This window comes from Pseudonocardia yuanmonensis (genome assembly GCF_039542425.1).
GTDB lineage: Bacteria > Actinomycetota > Actinomycetes > Mycobacteriales > Pseudonocardiaceae > Pseudonocardia > Pseudonocardia yuanmonensis.
This window is the reverse complement of the sequence record NZ_BAABIC010000004.1, coordinates 112605-129760: the sequence shown is the minus strand read 5'-3', so window position 1 is coordinate 129760 and position 17156 is coordinate 112605. Positions and strand designations below refer to the sequence as shown.

At 76.2% G+C, this 17156-nt stretch carries 16 protein-coding genes; 6 read left to right on the top strand and 10 right to left on the bottom strand.

Features of this window, described 5'->3' with window-relative positions; all coding sequences use genetic code 11:
- Positions 1 to 7 precede the first annotated feature (7 nt).
- From ABD990_RS07185 to ABD990_RS07170, 4 genes are all read right to left on the bottom strand, one after another.
- Positions 8 to 952 carry a phytoene/squalene synthase family protein gene (locus tag ABD990_RS07185; RefSeq protein ID WP_345379217.1) on the bottom strand — a complete coding sequence of 315 codons (945 nt, stop codon included), beginning with the start codon at positions 950 to 952 and terminating at the stop codon, positions 8 to 10.
- The gene (gene mptB, locus ABD990_RS07180) at positions 927 to 2552 is read right to left on the bottom strand and encodes a polyprenol phosphomannose-dependent alpha 1,6 mannosyltransferase MptB (RefSeq protein ID WP_345379216.1); all 1626 of its coding nucleotides are present in this window, start codon (positions 2550 to 2552) and stop codon (positions 927 to 929) included. The genes ABD990_RS07185 and mptB overlap by 26 nt, the downstream gene beginning before the upstream one ends.
- 129 nt (positions 2553 to 2681) lie before the next feature.
- Positions 2682 to 4190, bottom strand: coding sequence for a phytoene desaturase family protein (crtI, locus tag ABD990_RS07175; RefSeq protein WP_345379215.1), 1509 nt, complete (start codon positions 4188 to 4190; stop codon positions 2682 to 2684).
- A gap of 7 nt (positions 4191 to 4197) precedes the next feature.
- Positions 4198 to 5322 (bottom strand): polyprenyl synthetase family protein, encoded by a 1125-nt coding sequence (locus ABD990_RS07170; RefSeq protein WP_425569505.1) that lies wholly within the window; start codon positions 5320 to 5322, stop codon positions 4198 to 4200.
- A gap of 62 nt (positions 5323 to 5384) precedes the next feature.
- Between ABD990_RS07170 and metF the strand changes: the two genes are divergently transcribed.
- On the top strand, positions 5385 to 6299 hold the full coding sequence (gene metF, locus ABD990_RS07165; protein ID WP_345379213.1) for a methylenetetrahydrofolate reductase [NAD(P)H]: 915 nt from the start codon (positions 5385 to 5387) through the stop codon (positions 6297 to 6299).
- 16 nt (positions 6300 to 6315) lie between these two features.
- Here the strand turns inward: metF and ABD990_RS07160 are convergent, their stop codons facing one another.
- Entirely contained in the window at positions 6316 to 6948 is a 633-nt protein-coding gene (locus ABD990_RS07160) for an LppM family (lipo)protein (protein ID WP_345379212.1), read from the bottom strand.
- Between the two features lie 158 nt (positions 6949 to 7106).
- Positions 7107 to 7706: a GNAT family N-acetyltransferase gene (locus ABD990_RS07155; RefSeq protein ID WP_345379211.1), complete on the bottom strand. Its 600-nt coding sequence runs from the start codon at positions 7704 to 7706 to the stop codon at positions 7107 to 7109.
- A gap of 373 nt (positions 7707 to 8079) precedes the next feature.
- On the opposite strand from ABD990_RS07155, the gene ABD990_RS07150 reads away from it, so the two are divergent.
- Together ABD990_RS07150 and ABD990_RS07145 are read left to right on the top strand one after the other, a co-directional pair.
- A complete protein-coding gene (locus ABD990_RS07150) occupies positions 8080 to 8403 on the top strand; it encodes a hypothetical protein (RefSeq protein ID WP_345379210.1) in 324 nt (107 codons plus the stop codon).
- Positions 8404 to 8537: 134 nt separating this feature from the next.
- Positions 8538 to 8945 (top strand): SAV_6107 family HEPN domain-containing protein, encoded by a 408-nt coding sequence (locus tag ABD990_RS07145; protein WP_345379209.1) that lies wholly within the window; start codon positions 8538 to 8540, stop codon positions 8943 to 8945.
- Between the two features lie 48 nt (positions 8946 to 8993).
- Here the strand turns inward: ABD990_RS07145 and ABD990_RS07140 are convergent, their stop codons facing one another.
- Positions 8994 to 9815: a ParA family protein gene (locus ABD990_RS07140; protein WP_345379208.1), complete on the bottom strand. Its 822-nt coding sequence runs from the start codon at positions 9813 to 9815 to the stop codon at positions 8994 to 8996.
- Positions 9816 to 9873: 58 nt separating this feature from the next.
- Between ABD990_RS07140 and ABD990_RS07135 the strand changes: the two genes are divergently transcribed.
- Together ABD990_RS07135 and ABD990_RS07130 are read left to right on the top strand one after the other, a co-directional pair.
- On the top strand, positions 9874 to 10680 hold the full coding sequence (locus ABD990_RS07135; RefSeq protein ID WP_345379207.1) for a class I SAM-dependent methyltransferase: 807 nt from the start codon (positions 9874 to 9876) through the stop codon (positions 10678 to 10680).
- 188 nt (positions 10681 to 10868) lie between these two features.
- A complete protein-coding gene (locus tag ABD990_RS07130) occupies positions 10869 to 11261 on the top strand; it encodes a DUF3040 domain-containing protein (RefSeq protein WP_345379539.1) in 393 nt (130 codons plus the stop codon).
- Between the two features lie 209 nt (positions 11262 to 11470).
- On the opposite strand, the gene ABD990_RS07125 is transcribed toward ABD990_RS07130, so the two are convergent.
- Genes ABD990_RS07125 through ABD990_RS07115 form a run of 3 tightly spaced genes read right to left on the bottom strand, consistent with a single transcriptional unit; the run spans position 11471 to position 16033 of the window.
- The gene (locus tag ABD990_RS07125) at positions 11471 to 13744 is read right to left on the bottom strand and encodes a transglutaminase TgpA family protein (RefSeq protein WP_345379205.1); all 2274 of its coding nucleotides are present in this window, start codon (positions 13742 to 13744) and stop codon (positions 11471 to 11473) included.
- Between the two features lie 58 nt (positions 13745 to 13802).
- Entirely contained in the window at positions 13803 to 15056 is a 1254-nt protein-coding gene (locus ABD990_RS07120; protein WP_345379204.1) for a DUF58 domain-containing protein, read from the bottom strand.
- Positions 15053 to 16033, bottom strand: coding sequence for an AAA family ATPase (locus ABD990_RS07115; protein ID WP_345379538.1), 981 nt, complete (start codon positions 16031 to 16033; stop codon positions 15053 to 15055). The genes ABD990_RS07120 and ABD990_RS07115 overlap by 4 nt, the downstream gene beginning before the upstream one ends.
- Positions 16034 to 16508: 475 nt before the next feature.
- On the opposite strand from ABD990_RS07115, the gene mraZ reads away from it, so the two are divergent.
- The gene (mraZ, locus tag ABD990_RS07110) at positions 16509 to 16940 is read left to right on the top strand and encodes a division/cell wall cluster transcriptional repressor MraZ (RefSeq protein WP_345379203.1); all 432 of its coding nucleotides are present in this window, start codon (positions 16509 to 16511) and stop codon (positions 16938 to 16940) included.
- Positions 16941 to 17156 lie beyond the last annotated feature (216 nt).

The following is a 17156-nucleotide window of genomic DNA, read 5'->3' as shown; positions in this document are numbered from 1 at the left end:
CGGGGGATCAGGGCCGGTGACGGGTCCAGACGGCATGCGCGAGCGCCGGGCCCGCCACCGCCAGCCGGCGGCGCTGCGGGACCTTGACCCGCCGGTGCAGTACCTCGTAGCCGGCGGCGGCGATCTCGTCGAGGATCCCGCCGTAGAGCGTGGAGGCGCAGCGCACGCAGTCCCGGGACTCCGCCGCCAGCATCGCGATCCCCGGCTCCGCGCGCCGGTAGACGGCGCGGGTGCGGGCGACGAGGTGGGCGAGGGCGCGGCGGACCCGGGGCTCGGTGGTGCGCCGGGCGCGGCACCAGACGAGCAGCTCGCGGTCCACGCCGAACGCGGCGAGCTCGTCCGCCGGGAGGTAGACGCGGCCGCGGTCGAGGTCCTCCCCGACGTCCCGCAGGAAGTTGGTCATCTGGAAGGCCACGCCGAGCGCGGCGGCGTGCGGCGCGGCCTCCGCGGGTGCCGCGGAGCCGAGGACCGGCAGCACCTGCAGGCCGATCACCGCCGCGGAGCCGTGGACGTAGGTGTCCAGCTCCTCCGTGGTCGCGTAGCCCGTGACGTGGGTGTCCATCCGCATGGAGGTGAGGAACGGCGAGAACAGGCGCTGGTCGATGCCGTGCCGACGTACGGTGTCGACGACGGCGGTGACCACCGGCTGGGTGCCCGGGTCGTCCCCGGCGAAGGCGCTGACCAGGTCGAGGCCGAGCTCGTCGAGCACCGCCTCGCGCTCCTCCGTGGAGGCGCCGGCGCCGAGGTCGTCGACGATCTCGTCCGCGTGCCGGGCGAAGCCGTAGAGGGCGTGGATCGCCGGCCTGCGGTCCGGGGTGAGCAGCCGGGTGGCCAGGAAGTACGTGCGGCCGTGCCGTGCGTTGAGCGCGCGGCACTCGGCGTAGGCCCGGCGCAGCGCGGGATCGGTGATCCCCGCCGCGTCGAGCTCAGCGGCCGCCGACTGCGCGCGCACCGGGCTCGGAGAGGGGCTCGGAGGTGAGGCACGTGCGCGCCGGGACGGGCTTCGGGCGGCGGAATCCCAGCGGGTCCGGCCGCAGGAGGGAGCGGGCCGCGATCCAGGCCAGGACCGCGCAGACCGCGAGGTAGCCCCAGTTGTAGAGGGCGGCCTCGCCGCTGGGGTAGTAGACGATCATCAGCCACAGCGAGCCGAAGACCAGCCACTGCAGTCCGCGGGCGCTCCACGGGACCATCGCCAGGATCGCCATGCCCCAGCTCAGGTACCAGGGCAGCGTGGCGGGGGAGAGCAGGGCGACGGCGAGCAGCGCGATGCCGGCGCGGCGCACGGCGTCGGGGCCGCCGCCGCGGGCGCGCCACCACTGCACTGCGACGATCGCGACCAGGAGGATCGCGCCGATCACCCGGGCGACGTTGATGAAGGGCTGCTTGGGCAGCGGCGCGACGCCGCCGAGGGCGGTGTGCACGAACTCGCCGAGCCCGGTGGGCAGCGACAGCCAGTTCACGATCATCGACGGAGCGCTGAGCGCGGGCAGCCACCCCAGGTCGACCTGCGCGGCGAGGGTGACGCCCGCGAAGACCAGGACGAACACGGCCACGCTCGCCGTGCCCGCCCGGACCAGGCGCCGCGGGAAGGAACCCTCCAGCCGGGCGGCCCAGATGAGGACGAGGAAGGGCAGCGCGACGGCCGCGCTGGCCTTGGTCGCCATCGCCAGGGTGACCAGTGCGATGCCGAGCACGTGCCGGCCGCGCAGCATGGCCAGGCAGCCGACGGCCAGGAACCCGACGAGCAACAGGTCGTTGTGCCCGCCGCCGACCAGGTGGATGACCATGACGGGGTTGGCGACGACGACCCACAGGGCCACCGCGGGGCGGCCGCCGAGGCGCCGGGTGAGCTCGGGCAGCGTCCAGATCAGCAGGACCAGGCCGAGGCACATGATCAGCCGCATGCCGATCACGCCGAGCACCATGTTGGTGCCCGCCTGCACGGTCACCCAGGCCCACGCCTTCGCGATCAGGATGAACAGCGGGCCGTAGGGCGCCGGGGTGTCCTGCCAGAAGTAGTGGACGTTGTCGGTGAAGACGCCCGGCATCGCCTCCGGGCCGACCGCGTAGGGGTCGAAGCCGAACACCGGCAGCGCGCCCTGCGCCAGGTAGCTGTAGACGTCCCGGGTGAAGAGCGGCGGGGCCACCAGCAGCGGCAGCATCCACACCACGGCCGTGGTGAGCACCGCCCGACCGCCGGCGCGGCGGGCGAGCACCTCCCGGCCCAGCTGCACCCACGCCCACGCCATCAGCACCACGCCGAGGTACATCAGCGCGGTGGCCAGCTCCTTGCCGTGGCCGTAGCGCCAGAACCCGAACGGGCCGTTGCCCAGGATCGGGTCGTGGATCAGCGTGCCGCCGCCGCCCACGCCGCCGACCAGCAGCACGACCGAGGCCGCGAAGCCGAGCCACAGCGGCCTGCGCGGCGGGTTCCCGAGGCGGGACCACAGCCCGGGGGCGGGGCGCGGCGCGCCCGTGCCGGCGGCCGGTGGCGAGTCCCGCGCACCCTCGTCCGGGGCGAGCGCCGTGGCCGTGGGAACGTCGCTGGGCACCGGGGAACCCGCCGGGTCGGTCGGTTCCGGCCCGGTCGCCGGTCGGGTGGGCTGCGCGGTCATGACGGGGCCCATGCTCGCACGGGCGGCCTCCCGGTCCGATCCGGACCCCGCCTGATCACGGACCGGTCACGCCCCGGTCACGCGGGCGGCGGCCAGCCTCCCGGACAGCACGACGGGGGGGATCCCGACCCCCGGCGTGGTCCCGCAGCCCGCGAGCACCACGTTGCCGAACCGCCGCGGCAGGTTCCGGCTCCGGAAGGGGCCGGTCTGCGCGAAGGTGTGCGCGGCCGAGAACGGGGTGCCCGCGGCGAGTCCCTGGCGGGCCCAGTCGGCCGGCGTGACCAGGGTGGACACCTCGACGTCCCCGGTCAGGCCGGTGATCCCGCGCTTCTCCAGCACCCCGAGCAACTCGTCCCGGTACGCCGGGCCGACCCGGTCCCAGTCCAGCGGGCCCCGCTCGAGGTTCGGGCACGGGGCCAGGACGAAGAGCAGGTCCCGGCCCGCGGGCGCCAGCGTGGGATCGGTCGCGGTCGGGCGCGTGACCAGCAGGGACGGGTCCGACATCAGCCGGCCCCGATCGATGATCTCGGTGAAGGTCCGCTCCCACGCCGCCCCGAAGGAGATGGTGTGGTGGGCGAGCTCGTGGCGCGGCGTGGTCACCCCGAGGTGCGCGACGACCGCGCTGGGCGCCCAGCGCACCGGCAGCGGGCGCCGCGGTGCGCCGCCGAGCAGCCGGTGGGCGACGGGCAGGTCCGGGGTGAGCACGACGGCGTCGCAGGCCAGCCGCTCGGGCGCGGCGCCCGCCGACCCGGCCTCGACGTGCCGGACCGCGGTGACCCGCCCGTCCCGCCGTTCCAGCCCGGTGACCTCGCGGCCGGTGAGCAGCTCGGCGCCGGCGTCGACGGCCGCGGCCGCCAGTGCGGTGCCGACCTGCCGCATCCCGCCGCGCGGGAAGTACACGCCGGCGATCGTGTCCATGTAGGCGATCACGCCGTACGCGCCGAGCGCCCGGTCGGGGGCGACCCCGGCGTAGAGGGCCTGGAAGGAGAAGATCCGGCGCAGCCGCTCGTCGGGCAGGAACCGGGCGATCCGCGGGCCGAGCCGGCCGAACCCGCCCAGCGCGGCCAGCCGGACCAGGTCGGGACCGAGCAGGGAGAGCGGCGAGTCGAAGTTCGCGCCGATGAAGGAGTCGATCTCGGTGCGGTAGAGGTCGGTCAGCCAGGCGCGCAGCCGGCGGTACCCGTCCGCGGACTCCGGGCCGCAGGTGGCGCGGACCTCGGCCTCCATCGCCTCGGCGTCCGTGTGGACGTCGATCGTGGTGCCGTCGGCGAAGGTGGTGCGGTAGGCCGGGCCGAGGCGGACCAGGTCCAGCCGGCCCGCCAGCGAGTCGCCGACCGCGCCCAGCGCCTCGTCGAGCAGCTCCGGCATGGTCAGCACGGTCGGCCCGGTGTCCACGAGATAGGTCCCCGAGGGTCCCTCCAGGTCCAGCCGGCCCGCGCGGCCGCCCGGGTGGGCGTCGCGCTCCACGAGGGTCACCCGGCGGCCGGCGCCGAGCAGGTGCAGCGCGGCGCACAGACCCGCGAGCCCGGCCCCGACGACCACGACGTGGTCGGTGGGCCCGTCCACACGTCTCACCGGCGCGTCACCGGTGCCGGCGGGTGGCCCGCACCGCCAGCTCCTGCAGCGCGGTGGCGGCGGGCTCGGCGATGTCGGCGGCGGTGAGCGCGTCGAGCGCGGCCCCGGTCAGCGCGGCGATGCGCTGCTCGACGGCCTGCACCGCACCGAGGTCGGTGAACAGGTCGCGCAGCCGCTCGACGGCCGCGGGGTCCAGGTCGGGGTCGCCGAGCGCGCCGGTGATCGCGGCCCGGGCGGGTCCCTCGCCGGCCCGCTCCAGCGCGAGCGCCACGAGCAGCGTGCGCTTGCCCTCCCGCAGGTCGTCCCCCGCCGGCTTGCCGGTGACCTCGGGGTCGCCGTACACGCCGAGCAGGTCGTCCCGCAGCTGGAAGGCCACGCCGATGTCGGCACCGAACCGCCGGTAGGCGGCGACGAGCCGCTCCGGCGCCCCGGCGAGGGCCGCGCCCAGGTGCAGCGGCCGCTCCACTGTGTAGGCCGCGGTCTTGAAGCGGTCGATGCGCAGCGCGGCACCGGGCGAGGCGTCGCCCGTGGCCTGGGTGAGCACGTCCAGGTACTGCCCGCCGAGAACCTCGGTGCGCATGCCGCGCCACGGGTCGCGGCACCGCCGCAGGGTCTCCGCATCCAGCCCGGAGTCCTGGTACATGTCGTCCGCCCAGGTCAGGGCGAGGTCGCCGAGCAGGATCGCGGCCGCGGCGCCGAAGCGGGCGGGCGGGCCGGACCAGGCGGCGTCGGCGTGCAGGCCGGCGAACTCCACGTGCACCGTCGGCCGGCCGCGCCGGGTGGCCGAGGCGTCCATCAGGTCGTCGTGCACCAGCGCGGAGGCCTGGATCAGCTCCAGCGCGCTGATCGCCCGGAGCACGGCGGGTGCCTGCGCGTCGGCCGGGTCGCCGCCCGCGCCGCGCCACCCCCACCAGGCGAAGGTCGGGCGGATCCGCTTGCCCCCGCTCAGGACGAACCGGACGAGCGAGTCGACGGCCTCGGCGAAGACCGGGCCGATGGCGGCGGCGTCCTCGCGGCGGCGCAGCAGGTAGTCCTCCAGGGCCTGCTCCACCTCCGCCCGGAGCTCGGCGGCACCCTCGGGCTCGGGGGCCGGGCTCGGCAGGACGTTCGCGGGCGGGGAGGGATGAACCACGCGGCGAGCGTATCGGCGGGACGCACCTTGGGCGCGCCGACGCACGACCGTAGGCTGAACAGGTGACCACGCGAACCGCGCAGCCGCGCACCTCGGTGATCGACCGGATAGGGCGGGACCGCCCCGTCTTCTCGGTCGAGTTCTTCCCGCCCAAGGACGAGCAGGGGGAGGCGGAGCTCTGGAAGGCGATCCGCCGCCTGGAGCCCCTCGATCCCGCGTTCGTGTCGGTCACCTACGGCGCCGGCGGCTCCAGCCGGGACCGGACGATCCGGACCACGGCCCGCATCGCCACGGACACCACGCTGGTCGCGATGGCCCACCTCACGGCCGTCTCGCACTCGGTGGCGGAGCTGCGGCACGTCATCGGCTCGTACGCGGCCGCCGGCATCCGCAACGTCCTGGCGGTCCGGGGCGACCCGCCCGGGGACCCGCTGGGGGACTGGGTGGCGCACCCCGAGGGCCTCACCTACGCGGACGACCTGGTCCGGCTGGTCAAGCGGTCCGGCTCGTTCTGCGTGGGCGTCGCGGCCTTCCCGTACGGCCATCCCCGCTCGGCGGACCTCGACAGCGACCTGCAGCGGCTCCTGGCGAAGATCCGCGCGGGGGCGGACTTCGCGATCACCCAGCTGTTCTGGGAGCCGGACGGGTTCCTGCGGCTGCGGGACCGGCTGGCCGCGGCGGGCTGCGAGGTGCCGCTGTTGCCCGGCATCATGCCGCTGCTCAGCGTGAAGACGCTGCGCCGCGGGCCGGAGCTCTCCGGCGCGCCGCTGCCGCCCGGGCTGGCCGAGCGGATGGAGCCCTACGCGGACGACCCGGTGGCCTTCCGCGCCGCCGGCCTCGACCTCACCGAGGAGCTCTGTCGGAAGCTGCTCGGCGAGGGCGTGCGCGGGCTGCACTTCTACACGCTCAACCGCTCGCTGGCCACGGCCGAGCTGGTCGAGCGGCTGGGGCTGGCCCGCCAGCCCGCCCTGCCCTGACGCGAGCGGGGCCGGGTCAGCGGCGCACCGGCGGGTTGCGGGTGCGCCGGGCCAGCACGACCACGGCCGCGACGGCGCCGAGCACGACCACCGCGAGGCCGAGGCTCCACGCCGTCGCCGAGGGGGCCTGCGGGTCGTCGTAGGCCACCACGGCGTCGACGTCGCCGACCTCGCCCGGGGTGAAGGTCCAGCTCACCGTGCCGGCCTCGGAGTCGCCGTTGGTGTCGAGGACCTCGCCCGGGAAGCTGACCTTGAGCTGGAAGTCGGCCCGGTCCACGGGCACGGTGGTGAGGTCGGCGGCGCCCTCCAGCACGATCCGGTTGCCGGCGCGCCGCAGCGTCAGGTGCGCGCGCTCGCCGGCCTGCCCGCCGGTCGCGGTGAGCTGCCCGACCTGGTCGAACGTCAGCCCCGAGAAGCGCAGCACCGATCCGGTGTAGCCGTCCTGCCGGTACTCCGAGACGTCCACGTCGGACGCGAGCGCGGGCGGCACGGTGATCGCCGGTCCCGTGTCGTCCGGGCCCTTCTCCGGGGTGGCGATCACGATCTCGCCGGTCACGGTGTCGTCCGGCTGCACGGCGAGGGCCGCCCGCACCCGGCCGCACCCGCCGAGCAGCGCGACGGCCGTGGCCACGAGCAGGAGCACGGACACGATCCGGCGGAACCGGGACGTGCGGCCGGAGCGCCGTGGACCGGGGTGTCGATCACGGTGCGGATCATGGTGTCGATCACGGCGGGGAGCGGGCGGGGACTGCACGGCGGTCATCGTGCCATCGCCCGGCGCCGGGACCGCACAGCGACGGGCCGGGCTCACCCGCGCTCGGGTGCCGGCGGCAGCGGCAGGGTCCGGCCGAGCACGGCGAAGGGCCTGCTGTCCCCGGTGAACCGGTGGTCGCGCAGCACGTCCTCGAACCCGAGCCTGCGGTAGAGGCGCCACGCCCGCCCGGGGGCGCGCGGCGCGTACTCCGGGGTGGACAGCAGCACCATCCGGTGCCGGACGCCGTCGAGCAGCGCGCGCAGCATGCCCTCGCCGAGCCGGGAGCCCTGCGCGTCCGGCCGCACGTGCAGCTCGGTGAGCTCGAAGTAGTCGTGCAGCCAGTCCGGCTGGGCGGGGTCCCGCGCGGCGCCGCGCGCGGCGAGCCCGCGGCGGACCTCCTCGAACCACCACTGCCCGGGCCCGCCCGAGTAGCCGTAGGCGATGCCGATCAGGTGTCCGCCCGGGTCCATCCAGCCGACGCAGCGCCACCCGGCGCGCCGGGTGTGCTCGAGCCAGAGGTTGCGGCGCTGGCGGGCGGTGCCGGGCGGGTAGCCCATGGCGGCGACGTAGACGTCGAGCGCCTCGCCGAGGTGGTCGGCCAGCTCGACCGACGACAACGTGACCAGCCGCGGCCGGGCGGGCGCGGCGGTCATCGCCGGGGCTGCGGGCGCGGGCGGCTCATGCCGCCATCTCACCACGGGACGCAACCTCGGGCAGGGGCCGACGGGCCGGCACCGGTCCCCACCTCGGCACGCGTCGGTCCCGTCGGTGGTCACCGGTAGGAGAAGGGGTGCGCGGGGTCCCTCGACGGTGGTGCGGGCCGACTTGACGACCCGGGCCGGACGCGCTTCACTGAGGAAGTCGAACGCATGTTCGATCCAGGTCGGTCCCGGGGGCGGGGTGGGGGAAGCACCCCTCCCTCGGGTCGGTCTGCGCTGTCCGTACCGACCCCGCCGGGCCCGCACCGGCGCGGGCCGGTGCTCGTGTCCAGCCGGATCCCAGCCGGCCGGAAGGGGAGTGATCTCCGTGAGCACCTTCTCCCGGGTGTTCGGGCCCCGCGAGCCCGCACCGGTCCAGGTCCGCTGGCTCGAGGGCGAGCCGGTGGAGTTCGAACGCAGGCCCGCCCGCCGCGGGTCCCGGTACCTGGTCACGGACATCCGCGAGCGGTGGATCGAGGAATCGCCGTGGCCGTTCCCGTCGCCGATGCCGATCGGGGGCGACCAGCTGCGCTGCTGGCGGGTCGAGGCCCGGTCGGCGGAGTCGCCGCAGGAACCGGCCCGGGAGTTCGTGCTCCGCATGCGCGCGGGCCCCGGGGTCTGGGACCTGGTGCGCGTGCCGGAGGCGGGGTGAGCGCCGGGATGGGCACGGGCCGGGCACGGGGGTGCCTGCCGGCGGTCCGTCCGCCGGGCGCGGCACGGGACAGGGCGCACGGGCCCGCGGTGGTGCGGGCGTGCAGGGCGAGCGGGAGGACCGGAGGAGCGGAGATGACGATCACGACGAGCGAGCGGGCGCCGGCCGCGCCCGTGTCGAAGGCGGCGCTGGGCCTGCTGCGCCAGGCCGCGGAGTGCGTGGCGGACGGCTACCGCGCGCCGGAGCCGCTGCTGCGGTACCCGGCGGCGTACCTCGCCGCGCTGCGGGCCGGGGCGGCCGTCCTGGCCGCGCGGGCGGTCCCGGAGCAGCGGCGCGGGCGCCCGCGCAGCGTGTGGCAGCTGCTCGGCGACATCGCGCCGGAGCTGGGGGAGTGGGCGGCGTTCTTCGCGTCCTGCTCGGACACCCGCGCGGCCGCGGAGGCCGGTATCGCGCGCCTGGTGAGCCGGCGCGAGGCGGACGACCTGCTGCGGCAGTCCGAGCAGTTCGTGGGGATCGTGCGGGAGCTGCTCGTCGACCGGTGAGCCCCGAGGGAGCGGCGACCCGCGGTGCGGCGCCCGGCGGTGCAGGTGTCAGGTCCGGGAGCGGGAGCGCAGCAGCCGGCCGAGGAGGGCGGTGAACACCGCCGACACCTCGCGGGCGCCCGGCGTGTCCCAGGACTGGATCGGCAGGCAGGCGCCTTGTGCCTGCTGCACGGCGGAGCGGTCCGGCAGCACGCTGCCGAACACCAGCGGGCCGAACAGCTCGCGCAGCTCCGCGATCCGATAGTCGTGCTCGGCGTTGCGCGGGCGCACCCGGTTGACCAGCACGCCGAGCGGCTGCAGGGCCGGGTTCCCGCGCTCGCGCTCGGACTGCACGGCGTCGAAGGCTCGCTGCACGCCGGACACCGCGAACATCGTCGGGTCCGTCACGAGGATGGCCCGGTCCGCGGCGGCGAGCGCGCTGCGGGTGAGCTGGCCCAGCGAGGGCGGGCAGTCGATGATCACGAGCTGGTAGGGCTCGCCGGGCTTCTCGTCCGTGCGGCCGAGGCTCGAGCCCAGGTCGGGGTCGTCGAGCCGGGAGAGTGCGCGGGCCAGCCGCTCGAGCTGCTTGGTGCTCGGGTCCGGGTGGTTGTGCCGCTCGTTCTGCTCCGACCCCACCAGCACGTCCAGCCCCTCGCCCCACGCGCTCGTCGCGATGGCGCGACGCAGCACGGAGCGGCTCGGCTCGTCCAGCACGTCGGCCACTGTGCCGGTGGTGGGCTCGACGTCCAGGGCGATGGTGGCGTTGGCCTGGGGATCCAGGTCCACGAGGAGGGTGGGGATGCCGTGGTGCAGCGCGGCGCCGGCGAGACCGAGGGCGACGGTGGTCTTGCCGACCCCGCCCTTCAGGCTCAGCGTGGCGACGACCTGCACGGCGATCAACCTACCGTCTCGCCGCTCCCGCCTGTGCGGGCGCCACTAGGCTGCCCGTGTGAACGCGGCGGCAGGCGAGCGTCCGGGAAGCGTGGACGGCGGGGCGGTCCGCCGTGTCCTCGACGCGGAGGTCGAGCGGGCGCGGGTCGCCCGGCCGGACGGCAGGCCCCGTGTGGTCGACGTCGGTGGGGGCAGCGGCTCGTGGGCCGTGCCCCTGGCCGCGGTGGGATGCGCGGTGACCGTGGTGGACGTCAGCCCCAACGCGCTGGCCGCGCTCGAGCGCCGCGCCCGGGAGGCCGAGGTGCACGCCCTCGTCACCCCCGTGCAGGGCGACGCGGACCAGTTGCCCGAGGTCGTGGCCGATCTCATCGACTCGGGCGGTGCCGACCTCGTCCTCGGGCACGGGCTGCTCGAGGTGGTCGACGACCCGGCGCGGGCGGCCGCGTCGCTCGCCGCGGTCGCGGCACCCGGCGCGGCGGTGTCGGTGCTCGCCAGCAGCCGGCACGCGGCCGTGCTCTGGCACATCCTCGCCGGACGCCTCGAGGAGGCCCGAGCGGTCCTCACCGATCCCGACGGGCGCTACGGCCCGGACGACACGCTGCGCCGCCGGCTCGACGGGCCCACGGTGACCGCGCTGCTCGAGGAGACCCGCCGCCTGCGGGTGGAGGTCGTCCAGGGCGACGGGCTGCTCGAGGCCTGGCTGCCCCACGCCGTCCGGGACGGCGGGGCCACGGCCCTGCGCGGCGCCGCCGAGCTGGAGGACCTCGCCGCAGGGGTCCCGGCCCTGCGCGAGGTGGCCGCGCGGCTGCACGTCCTCGCCCGCGCCGTCACCCCCCGAGGTCCCCGACCAGGGCGGGAGGAGTGACGTCGATCACCTCCCGTCAGGTGTGGACGGCCGTTCGAAGATCGGTCCGTCCGGGTTGTGACCTCCGGGTAGTGGACCAGCCCTTTGCCTCGTATCCTCTTGGTCAGACGCCCATCCCGGGCGCTCGTCCCGCCACCCGCGCACCACGGTTGGTGGGACATCCCGTGACCGTTGTGCCGGAGGACGTCATGCCCCTCTCCGAGCACGAGCAGCGCCTGCTCGAACAGATCGAGCGTGCTCTCTACGCCGAGGACCCCAAGTTCGCCTCGACCGTGCGCGGCTCCAAGCTGCGCAAACCGAGCCGGCGCCGGCGGCTCCAGGGCATCGCGCTCTTCGCGGTGGGTCTGGTCCTGCTCGTCGTCGGCGTGGCGGTCGCCCCGCTCCGCGACCTCGTCGGCGCGGTCCCCGTCGTCAGCGTGGTCGGCTTCCTGGCCATGCTCGGGGGCACGATGCTGGCGATCAGCGCCCGCGGCGTCGCCAAGTCCGGCGACGGCTCCGACGACAAGCAGGCCGAGCCGGACAAGAACCGCTTCACCGGCCGGATGGAGGAGCGCTTCCGCCGCCGGTTCGAACAGGAGTGAGCACCGACCACGAGTGAGAGCCGCGACCCCGGGGGTCGCGGCTCTTCTCGTACCCGCGCCATGGGTTCCGGCCCTTCCGGGCAGTGTGATCATCAGTCGTGGACCGGAACGGTCGATTTTCGACCCTCCCCGACCCCCGACGGACGATCACGCCGGTGCCTCGGGGTGGCGCTTCGTCGAGCCCCGGTCGGCCGGCCGACCGACCCGGATCAGCCGGCTCTGCTCGAAACGCGCTCCCTGGCGGTGCTGAGGAGGGAGCGGGGGAGCAGGGTCTGCACCCAGGCCCGCCAGCCCCGCCGCCCGGAGCCGTCGAGGGCGGCGAGCACGGTCTGCAGCGGACCGGTGAGGGCGCCAGGGGCGGGCGACTCGTCCCCGTACCACTCCGCCTCGACCATCCGCACGATCTCGCGCAGCTCGTCCCGGACCGGGTCGTGGGCCGGGCCGTCGAGCTCGTGCGCCCCGACGATCGCGCGCGCGGTGCCGCGCACCGTGTCGCCGTCGGACACGGCCGAGCCGCGGTCCCGCGAGGTCGCGAGCACCTCGTCCCACGCCGCGCGGCCCGCGCCCGGACCGCCGGCCGCCGCCGCGGCGAACCGCCGCTTCCGCAGCATCCGCCGCGCGACGGCGGGGCCGGCCACCAGCGCCACGACCAGCAGCGCCACGAGCGGGCCCCACACCGGAACGCTCCCGCCCTCGTCCGCGACCGTCGGGTCCGGCTGCGTCAGGTCGACGGGCGGCGGCTCCGGCGTCGGTTGCGGTGCCTCGGCCTGCGGCTCGGGCTGCGGGACCTCCTGCTCGGGCCCGGCCGGCTGCTCGGCGCCCGGCGGGGCGTCCGCCACCGCCTCGAGCACGTACGGCGGGACGACGGTGCGGCCGTCCGTCAGCGGGGTCGGGTCGAAGGTCGTCCAGCCGTGGCCGGGGAACCAGGCCTCGACCCAGGCGTGAGCGTCCCGCGTGCTCACGCTGCGGTAGCCGTCGCCCTCGGTCCCGGCGGTGAACCCGACCGCCACCCGCGCCGGCACGCCCTGCGTCCGCAGCATGACGGCCATCGCCGAGGCGAACTGCTCGCAGTACCCCGCGCGGCCGACGGTGAGGAAGTCGACGAGCGCGTCGTCGCCGCTGCCCGGCGCCGTCTCCAGGCTGTACCGGAACTGCGACTGCGGCCCGGTGAAGTGCTCGACGAGCGCGATGGCCTTGTCGAACGGGGTCGCGGCGTCCCGGGTGACGTCCGCGGCGATCTGCGCGACCCGCGGGTCCACCCCGGTGGTGTCCCGATAGACGGGGTCCACGCGGGTCGGGCCGGCGGCGCCGCGCAGGTCCTCGGCCGACGGCGCGGACAGGACGGCCGTCTCCTGCCAGGCCTCCTCCTCGCGCGGACGCTGGGTGTAGGCGATCCCGCTGCTGCGGTCGTAGGCCCAGCGGTCGGCGTCCACGCCGGTCACGGACTCGGGCTGGCCGTAGAGCGGGAGCCAGTAGTCCCGGAAGGCGACGTTCTGCACCGCGACGCTGACCCGCTCGCCCTCGGCCGGGTCCTCGGTCAGGGGCCCCGCGAGCGGGACGCCGGGGCGGGGCGTGGCGGCCTGCCACCCCGAGTTGGCGCGGTAGTCGGAGAGCGTCAGCGCGCGCAGGTAGGTCGGCCGGGGCAGCCCGGTGGTGCGGAAGAGCTCGACCGGGTCGCTCTGGGTGAGCTGCCCGCGCAGCGACGTGAACGGGTTGAGTCCGATCGCCCCGCCGGCACCGCCGGCCCCGCCGCCGGCGAACCGTCCGGCCGTGCCGACGACCGTCGCCGCGCTGCCCACCAGCAGCCCGAGCACCCCGGCCACGGCCACGACCGCGATCCCGCCGGTCACCAGGGCGCTCCCGCGCCGCCCGGCCCCGTCCCGGGCGACGAGCAGGAGCCCGTACCCCGCGACCGCGCAGGCCACCGCCCACCAGGGCAGCAGGGTCTCGGAGAGCGCCGCCGGCACCGCGACCGTGCACAGCAGGGGCACACCGGCCGCGGCCGGCGCCCCCGCCGACACGGAGACCGCGTGCACGATCACCGCGAGCAGGCCGAACGCGGCCGTGATCAGGAACAGCATCCCCGGCGTCGGGACGACGGGCGCGACCCCGGAGTCGATCTGCGTGGCGGCCTCGGCGACGTGGTCCCCGAAGGCGCCGAACGCCGCCGGGCCGGGCAGGAAGCCGGCCACCGCCCCGTCGCCGAACAGACCCGTGAGCAGGAGGAGGACGCCGAGGAGCTGGCCGAGGGCGACCGCCGGCCCGGGCAGCCGCTGCAGCGCGACCCCGAGCCCGACGACGACGCCGACGGCCAGCGCGCCGTCCGTGAACCAGGTGCCGCCCTGCACCACCGCGGCCAGGCAGGTGCCCGCGAGCAGGACGGCGAGGCCGGCGGCCACGGCGGCCACCCACCGGACCCGGGGACGGACGGGCGGGGGAGCGGCGGCGGGTGGGGCCGGGCGGACCGCGGTGGGGGCACTCATCGTCGACCTCCGCACTCGATGAGCGGCCAGGTGACCCGGACGTCCGACCGCAGCGCGCTCACCGCGCACCCGCAGGGCTCACGGGGCTGCCCGCGACCAGCGCCGCCCACGCCTGTTCCGGGGTGTGGTCCACGGTCGCCACGGCGACGTGCCAGCCCGCACGGCGGAGCACCTCGGCCGCCGCGACCGGATCGGCCGCCCGCTCGCCGGCGTCCTCCCAGGTGGCGGCGTCGAGCAGGACGGCGTACCCGCCGCCGGGGTGCCGGCCGGCGAGCTGCCCGGCCTGCTCGGGCGTGCACGCCCCCAGCACGGCGACGACGTCCCGTCCGGCCGCGGTGGAGGGGCCGGACAGGTCGGGGCGCGCGGCGGGGCGGAGCACCGCGAGCCCGTCGAGCAGGGGGTCGAGGCCCTCGGCCGGGCCGACCGGCGCGCCGTCCTCGGTGACCACCTCGACCGGCTCGCCGCGGCGCAGCAGGTGCGCGCCGATGCTGGCCGCCAGCGTGATCGCGAACTCGAGGCTGGACCCGGTGCCGTGGCCGCGGTGCGCCCCGTCACGCCGGTCGAGCAGCACGGTGACGCCCGCGTGCCAGGGCCGCTCCTCGAGCCGGACCATCAGCTCGTCGTGCCGGGCGGTGCTCTTCCAGTGCACCCGGCGCAGCTCGTCGCCCTGCCGGTAGGTCCGGACCATGACGTCCGGGCTGCCCTGGCCCTGCTGAGCCGCGGCCCCGGGGAGCCCCTCGCCGCTGCCCAGCGCGCGCGGCGCCCCGTGCAGCTCGACAACCCGCGGCACGATCAGCAGCCGGTCCGGCCCGAGCATCTCGCGGGTGAACTCGGCCAGCCCGAGCGCGCCGACGGCCCGGGCGGTCAGCGGGCCGACCCGGTGCGCGCCGCGGAGCGCGGGCCGCAGGGGATAGGTGACGCGCGCGCCGCGGCCGCCGATGCGGTGCACGGTGAACCGCGGGGGCGTGGACGGCACCGGGCCGGCGGCGTCGGGCACGGTGTCGGCGAGGCGGAGGGCGCCGAGCACCGGCCCGCCCCGCAGGTCCAGGGCGACCTCGACGGGGGCGCCGACGGCGGTGCGCCCGGGCAGCAGCGTGCGGGCGGCCCGCACGGAGCGGCGGGTGCGCACGGCGAGCAGCAGCGAGACCAGCGGCAGCAGACACACGACCAGTCCGATCCGCAACAGGTCGCGCTCGTCGAGGACCACGGCGCACGCCGCGGTCGCGACGCCACCGGCCAGGAGGCTGCGCCCCCGGACCGTGAGCCCGAAGGTGCGGGCCGCCGAGCGACCCACGGACCGGCGCGGGCTCACGCCCGGGCGGGTGCCCGCACCGGGATGCGCGACAGCAACCCGCGGACGACGTCGGCGGCGGTGACCCGCGACGCGCCGGCCTCGGGGGCGACGGTCAGCCGGTGGGCGAGGACGGGGACGGCGACGGCCTGCACGTCGTCCGGCACGACGTAGCCGCGGCCGGCGAGCGCGGCCTGGGCCCGTGCCGCCCGCACCAGGTGCAGGGTGGCGCGGGGGGAGGCGCCGAGCCGCAGCTCCGGCTGCCGCCGGGTCGCGCCGACGAGGTCGACGCAGTACTGCCGCACCTCGGCGCCGACCCGGACCCGGCGCACGGCCTCGATCACCGAGCGGACGGTGCGGGCGTCGGCCACGGGACGGAGGGTGTCCAGCGGGTCCGCGCCGGCGTGCTCGTCGATCATCGCGAGCTCCGCGGCGGGATCGGGGTAGCCGACGCTGATCCGCGCGGTGAAGCGGTCCCGCTGTGCCTCGGGCAGCGGGTAGGTCCCGTCCATCTCCACCGGGTTCTGCGTGGCGACGACCAGGAAGGGGCTGGCCAGCCCGTAGGTGCCGCCGTCGACGGTCACCTGGTGCTCGGCCATGCACTCCAGCAGCGCCGACTGGGTCTTCGGCGAGGCGCGGTTGATCTCGTCCGCGATCACGACGTTGGCGAACACCGGCCCGGGCCGGAACTCGAACTCGCCGGTCTGCCGGTTGTAGACGGACATGCCGGTGATGTCGCCGGGCAGCAGGTCGGGGGTGAACTGCACCCGGCTGACCGAGCAGTCCAGCGAGCGCGCCAGCGCCTTCGCCAGCGACGTCTTGCCGACGCCCGGCACGTCCTCGACCAGCAGGTGGCCCTCGGCGAGGAGGGTGACCAGCGCGAGCCGCACGACCTCCGGCTTGCCCACGATGATGCGCTGCACGTTCTGCGCGATGCGCCCGGTGAGGTCGGCGACGGCTCCCAGCGGCGGGGGCTCGGGGGTACCCTCGCCGGTCACCGGCGGGCCCGGACGGCTGCTGGTGGTCAACCCTGCTCCTGTTCGTGGGCGTCCGCGGACGGGTCGGACACGGGGAACTGCGGAAAACTCTGGCCCCCAGTCTGTCAAACGGGTGCGAGGCACGTCCCCCGGACGTGTCACGGCCACCCCCGCCGGGGCGTCCGTCCGGGGCCCCCACCCGACGCCCCACCGCCCCCCACGGCGGGCCCCCACCGTCCCCCACGCCCCGCCCCACGACTCCCCACGGTGCGAGCGTCGACCTCCTGACCTGCGGTTTCTCTGTAGAGGTGCTGGTGGGGCGGGGGCCCCCGCGGCACCTTCCGGGCGATCTCCCCCACCGCGCCCCACGTCATCCGACCTGCTGAAACACCGAACGGAGGCCCCGTCAGGGGTCTGTTCGAGTTGACGGTGGGGGGAAGTGGGGTAATGTGGCGGCCGTTGGAGCGAGACGGGGCTCCGAGAAGAGGTGGGGCGGGTGTTCCTCGGCACCTACACCCCTCGGTTGGACGACAAGGGGCGGCTGACGCTGCCGGCGAAGTTCCGGGACGAACTGCGGGGCGGGTGCATGGTCACGAAAGGGCAGGACCACTGCCTCTACGTGTTCACCCGCGAGGCCTTCACGGAGATGGCCACCAAGGTCGCCTCGGCGCCGCTGACCAGCGAGTCGGCCCGGGCCTTCCAGCGGAGTCTCTTCTCGGGCACCGACGAGCAGAACCCCGACGGCCAGGGCCGGATCGCGATCGCCCCGGAGCTGCGCCGGTACGCGGGACTGACCAAGGAGTGCGTGGTGATCGGCGCGTTCACGCGCGTCGAGATCTGGGACGCGCAGTCCTGGCAGGAGTACCAGGAGCGGCACGAGGAGGACTACGCCAAGGCGCAGGAGGAGGTTCTGCCCGGACTGATCTGAGCCCGCTTCCCGGGCGCGGAGGGGTCCACTTCTCTCGACACGCGACACACCGTCGCCGTCCCGACCCGGACGCCGTGAAGGGCCTTCCCGGTCCGACGGCCCTGGCGCACCTTCCCCGGTGCCAGGTCCGTCGGGGCGGGGCGGCCGCACGGCGTCCAGGTGGGGACGGCGGGGACACAGCGGTACCACACCCGCCAGGCTGGGGAGCTGGAGCGG

Bases quoted from the DNA above. Each gene is read 5' to 3' on its own strand.
- ABD990_RS07130 (WP_345379539.1), top strand. From the start codon at position 10,869: ATGCCCCTCTCCGAGCACGAGCAGCGCCTGCTCGAACAGATCGAGCGT.
- ABD990_RS07125 (WP_345379205.1), bottom strand. From the start codon at position 13,744: ATGAGTGCCCCCACCGCGGTCCGCCCGGCCCCACCCGCCGCCGCTCCC.
- ABD990_RS07155 (WP_345379211.1), bottom strand. From the start codon at position 7,706: ATGACCGCCGCGCCCGCCCGGCCGCGGCTGGTCACGTTGTCGTCGGTC.
- ABD990_RS07145 (WP_345379209.1), top strand. From the start codon at position 8,538: ATGACGATCACGACGAGCGAGCGGGCGCCGGCCGCGCCCGTGTCGAAG.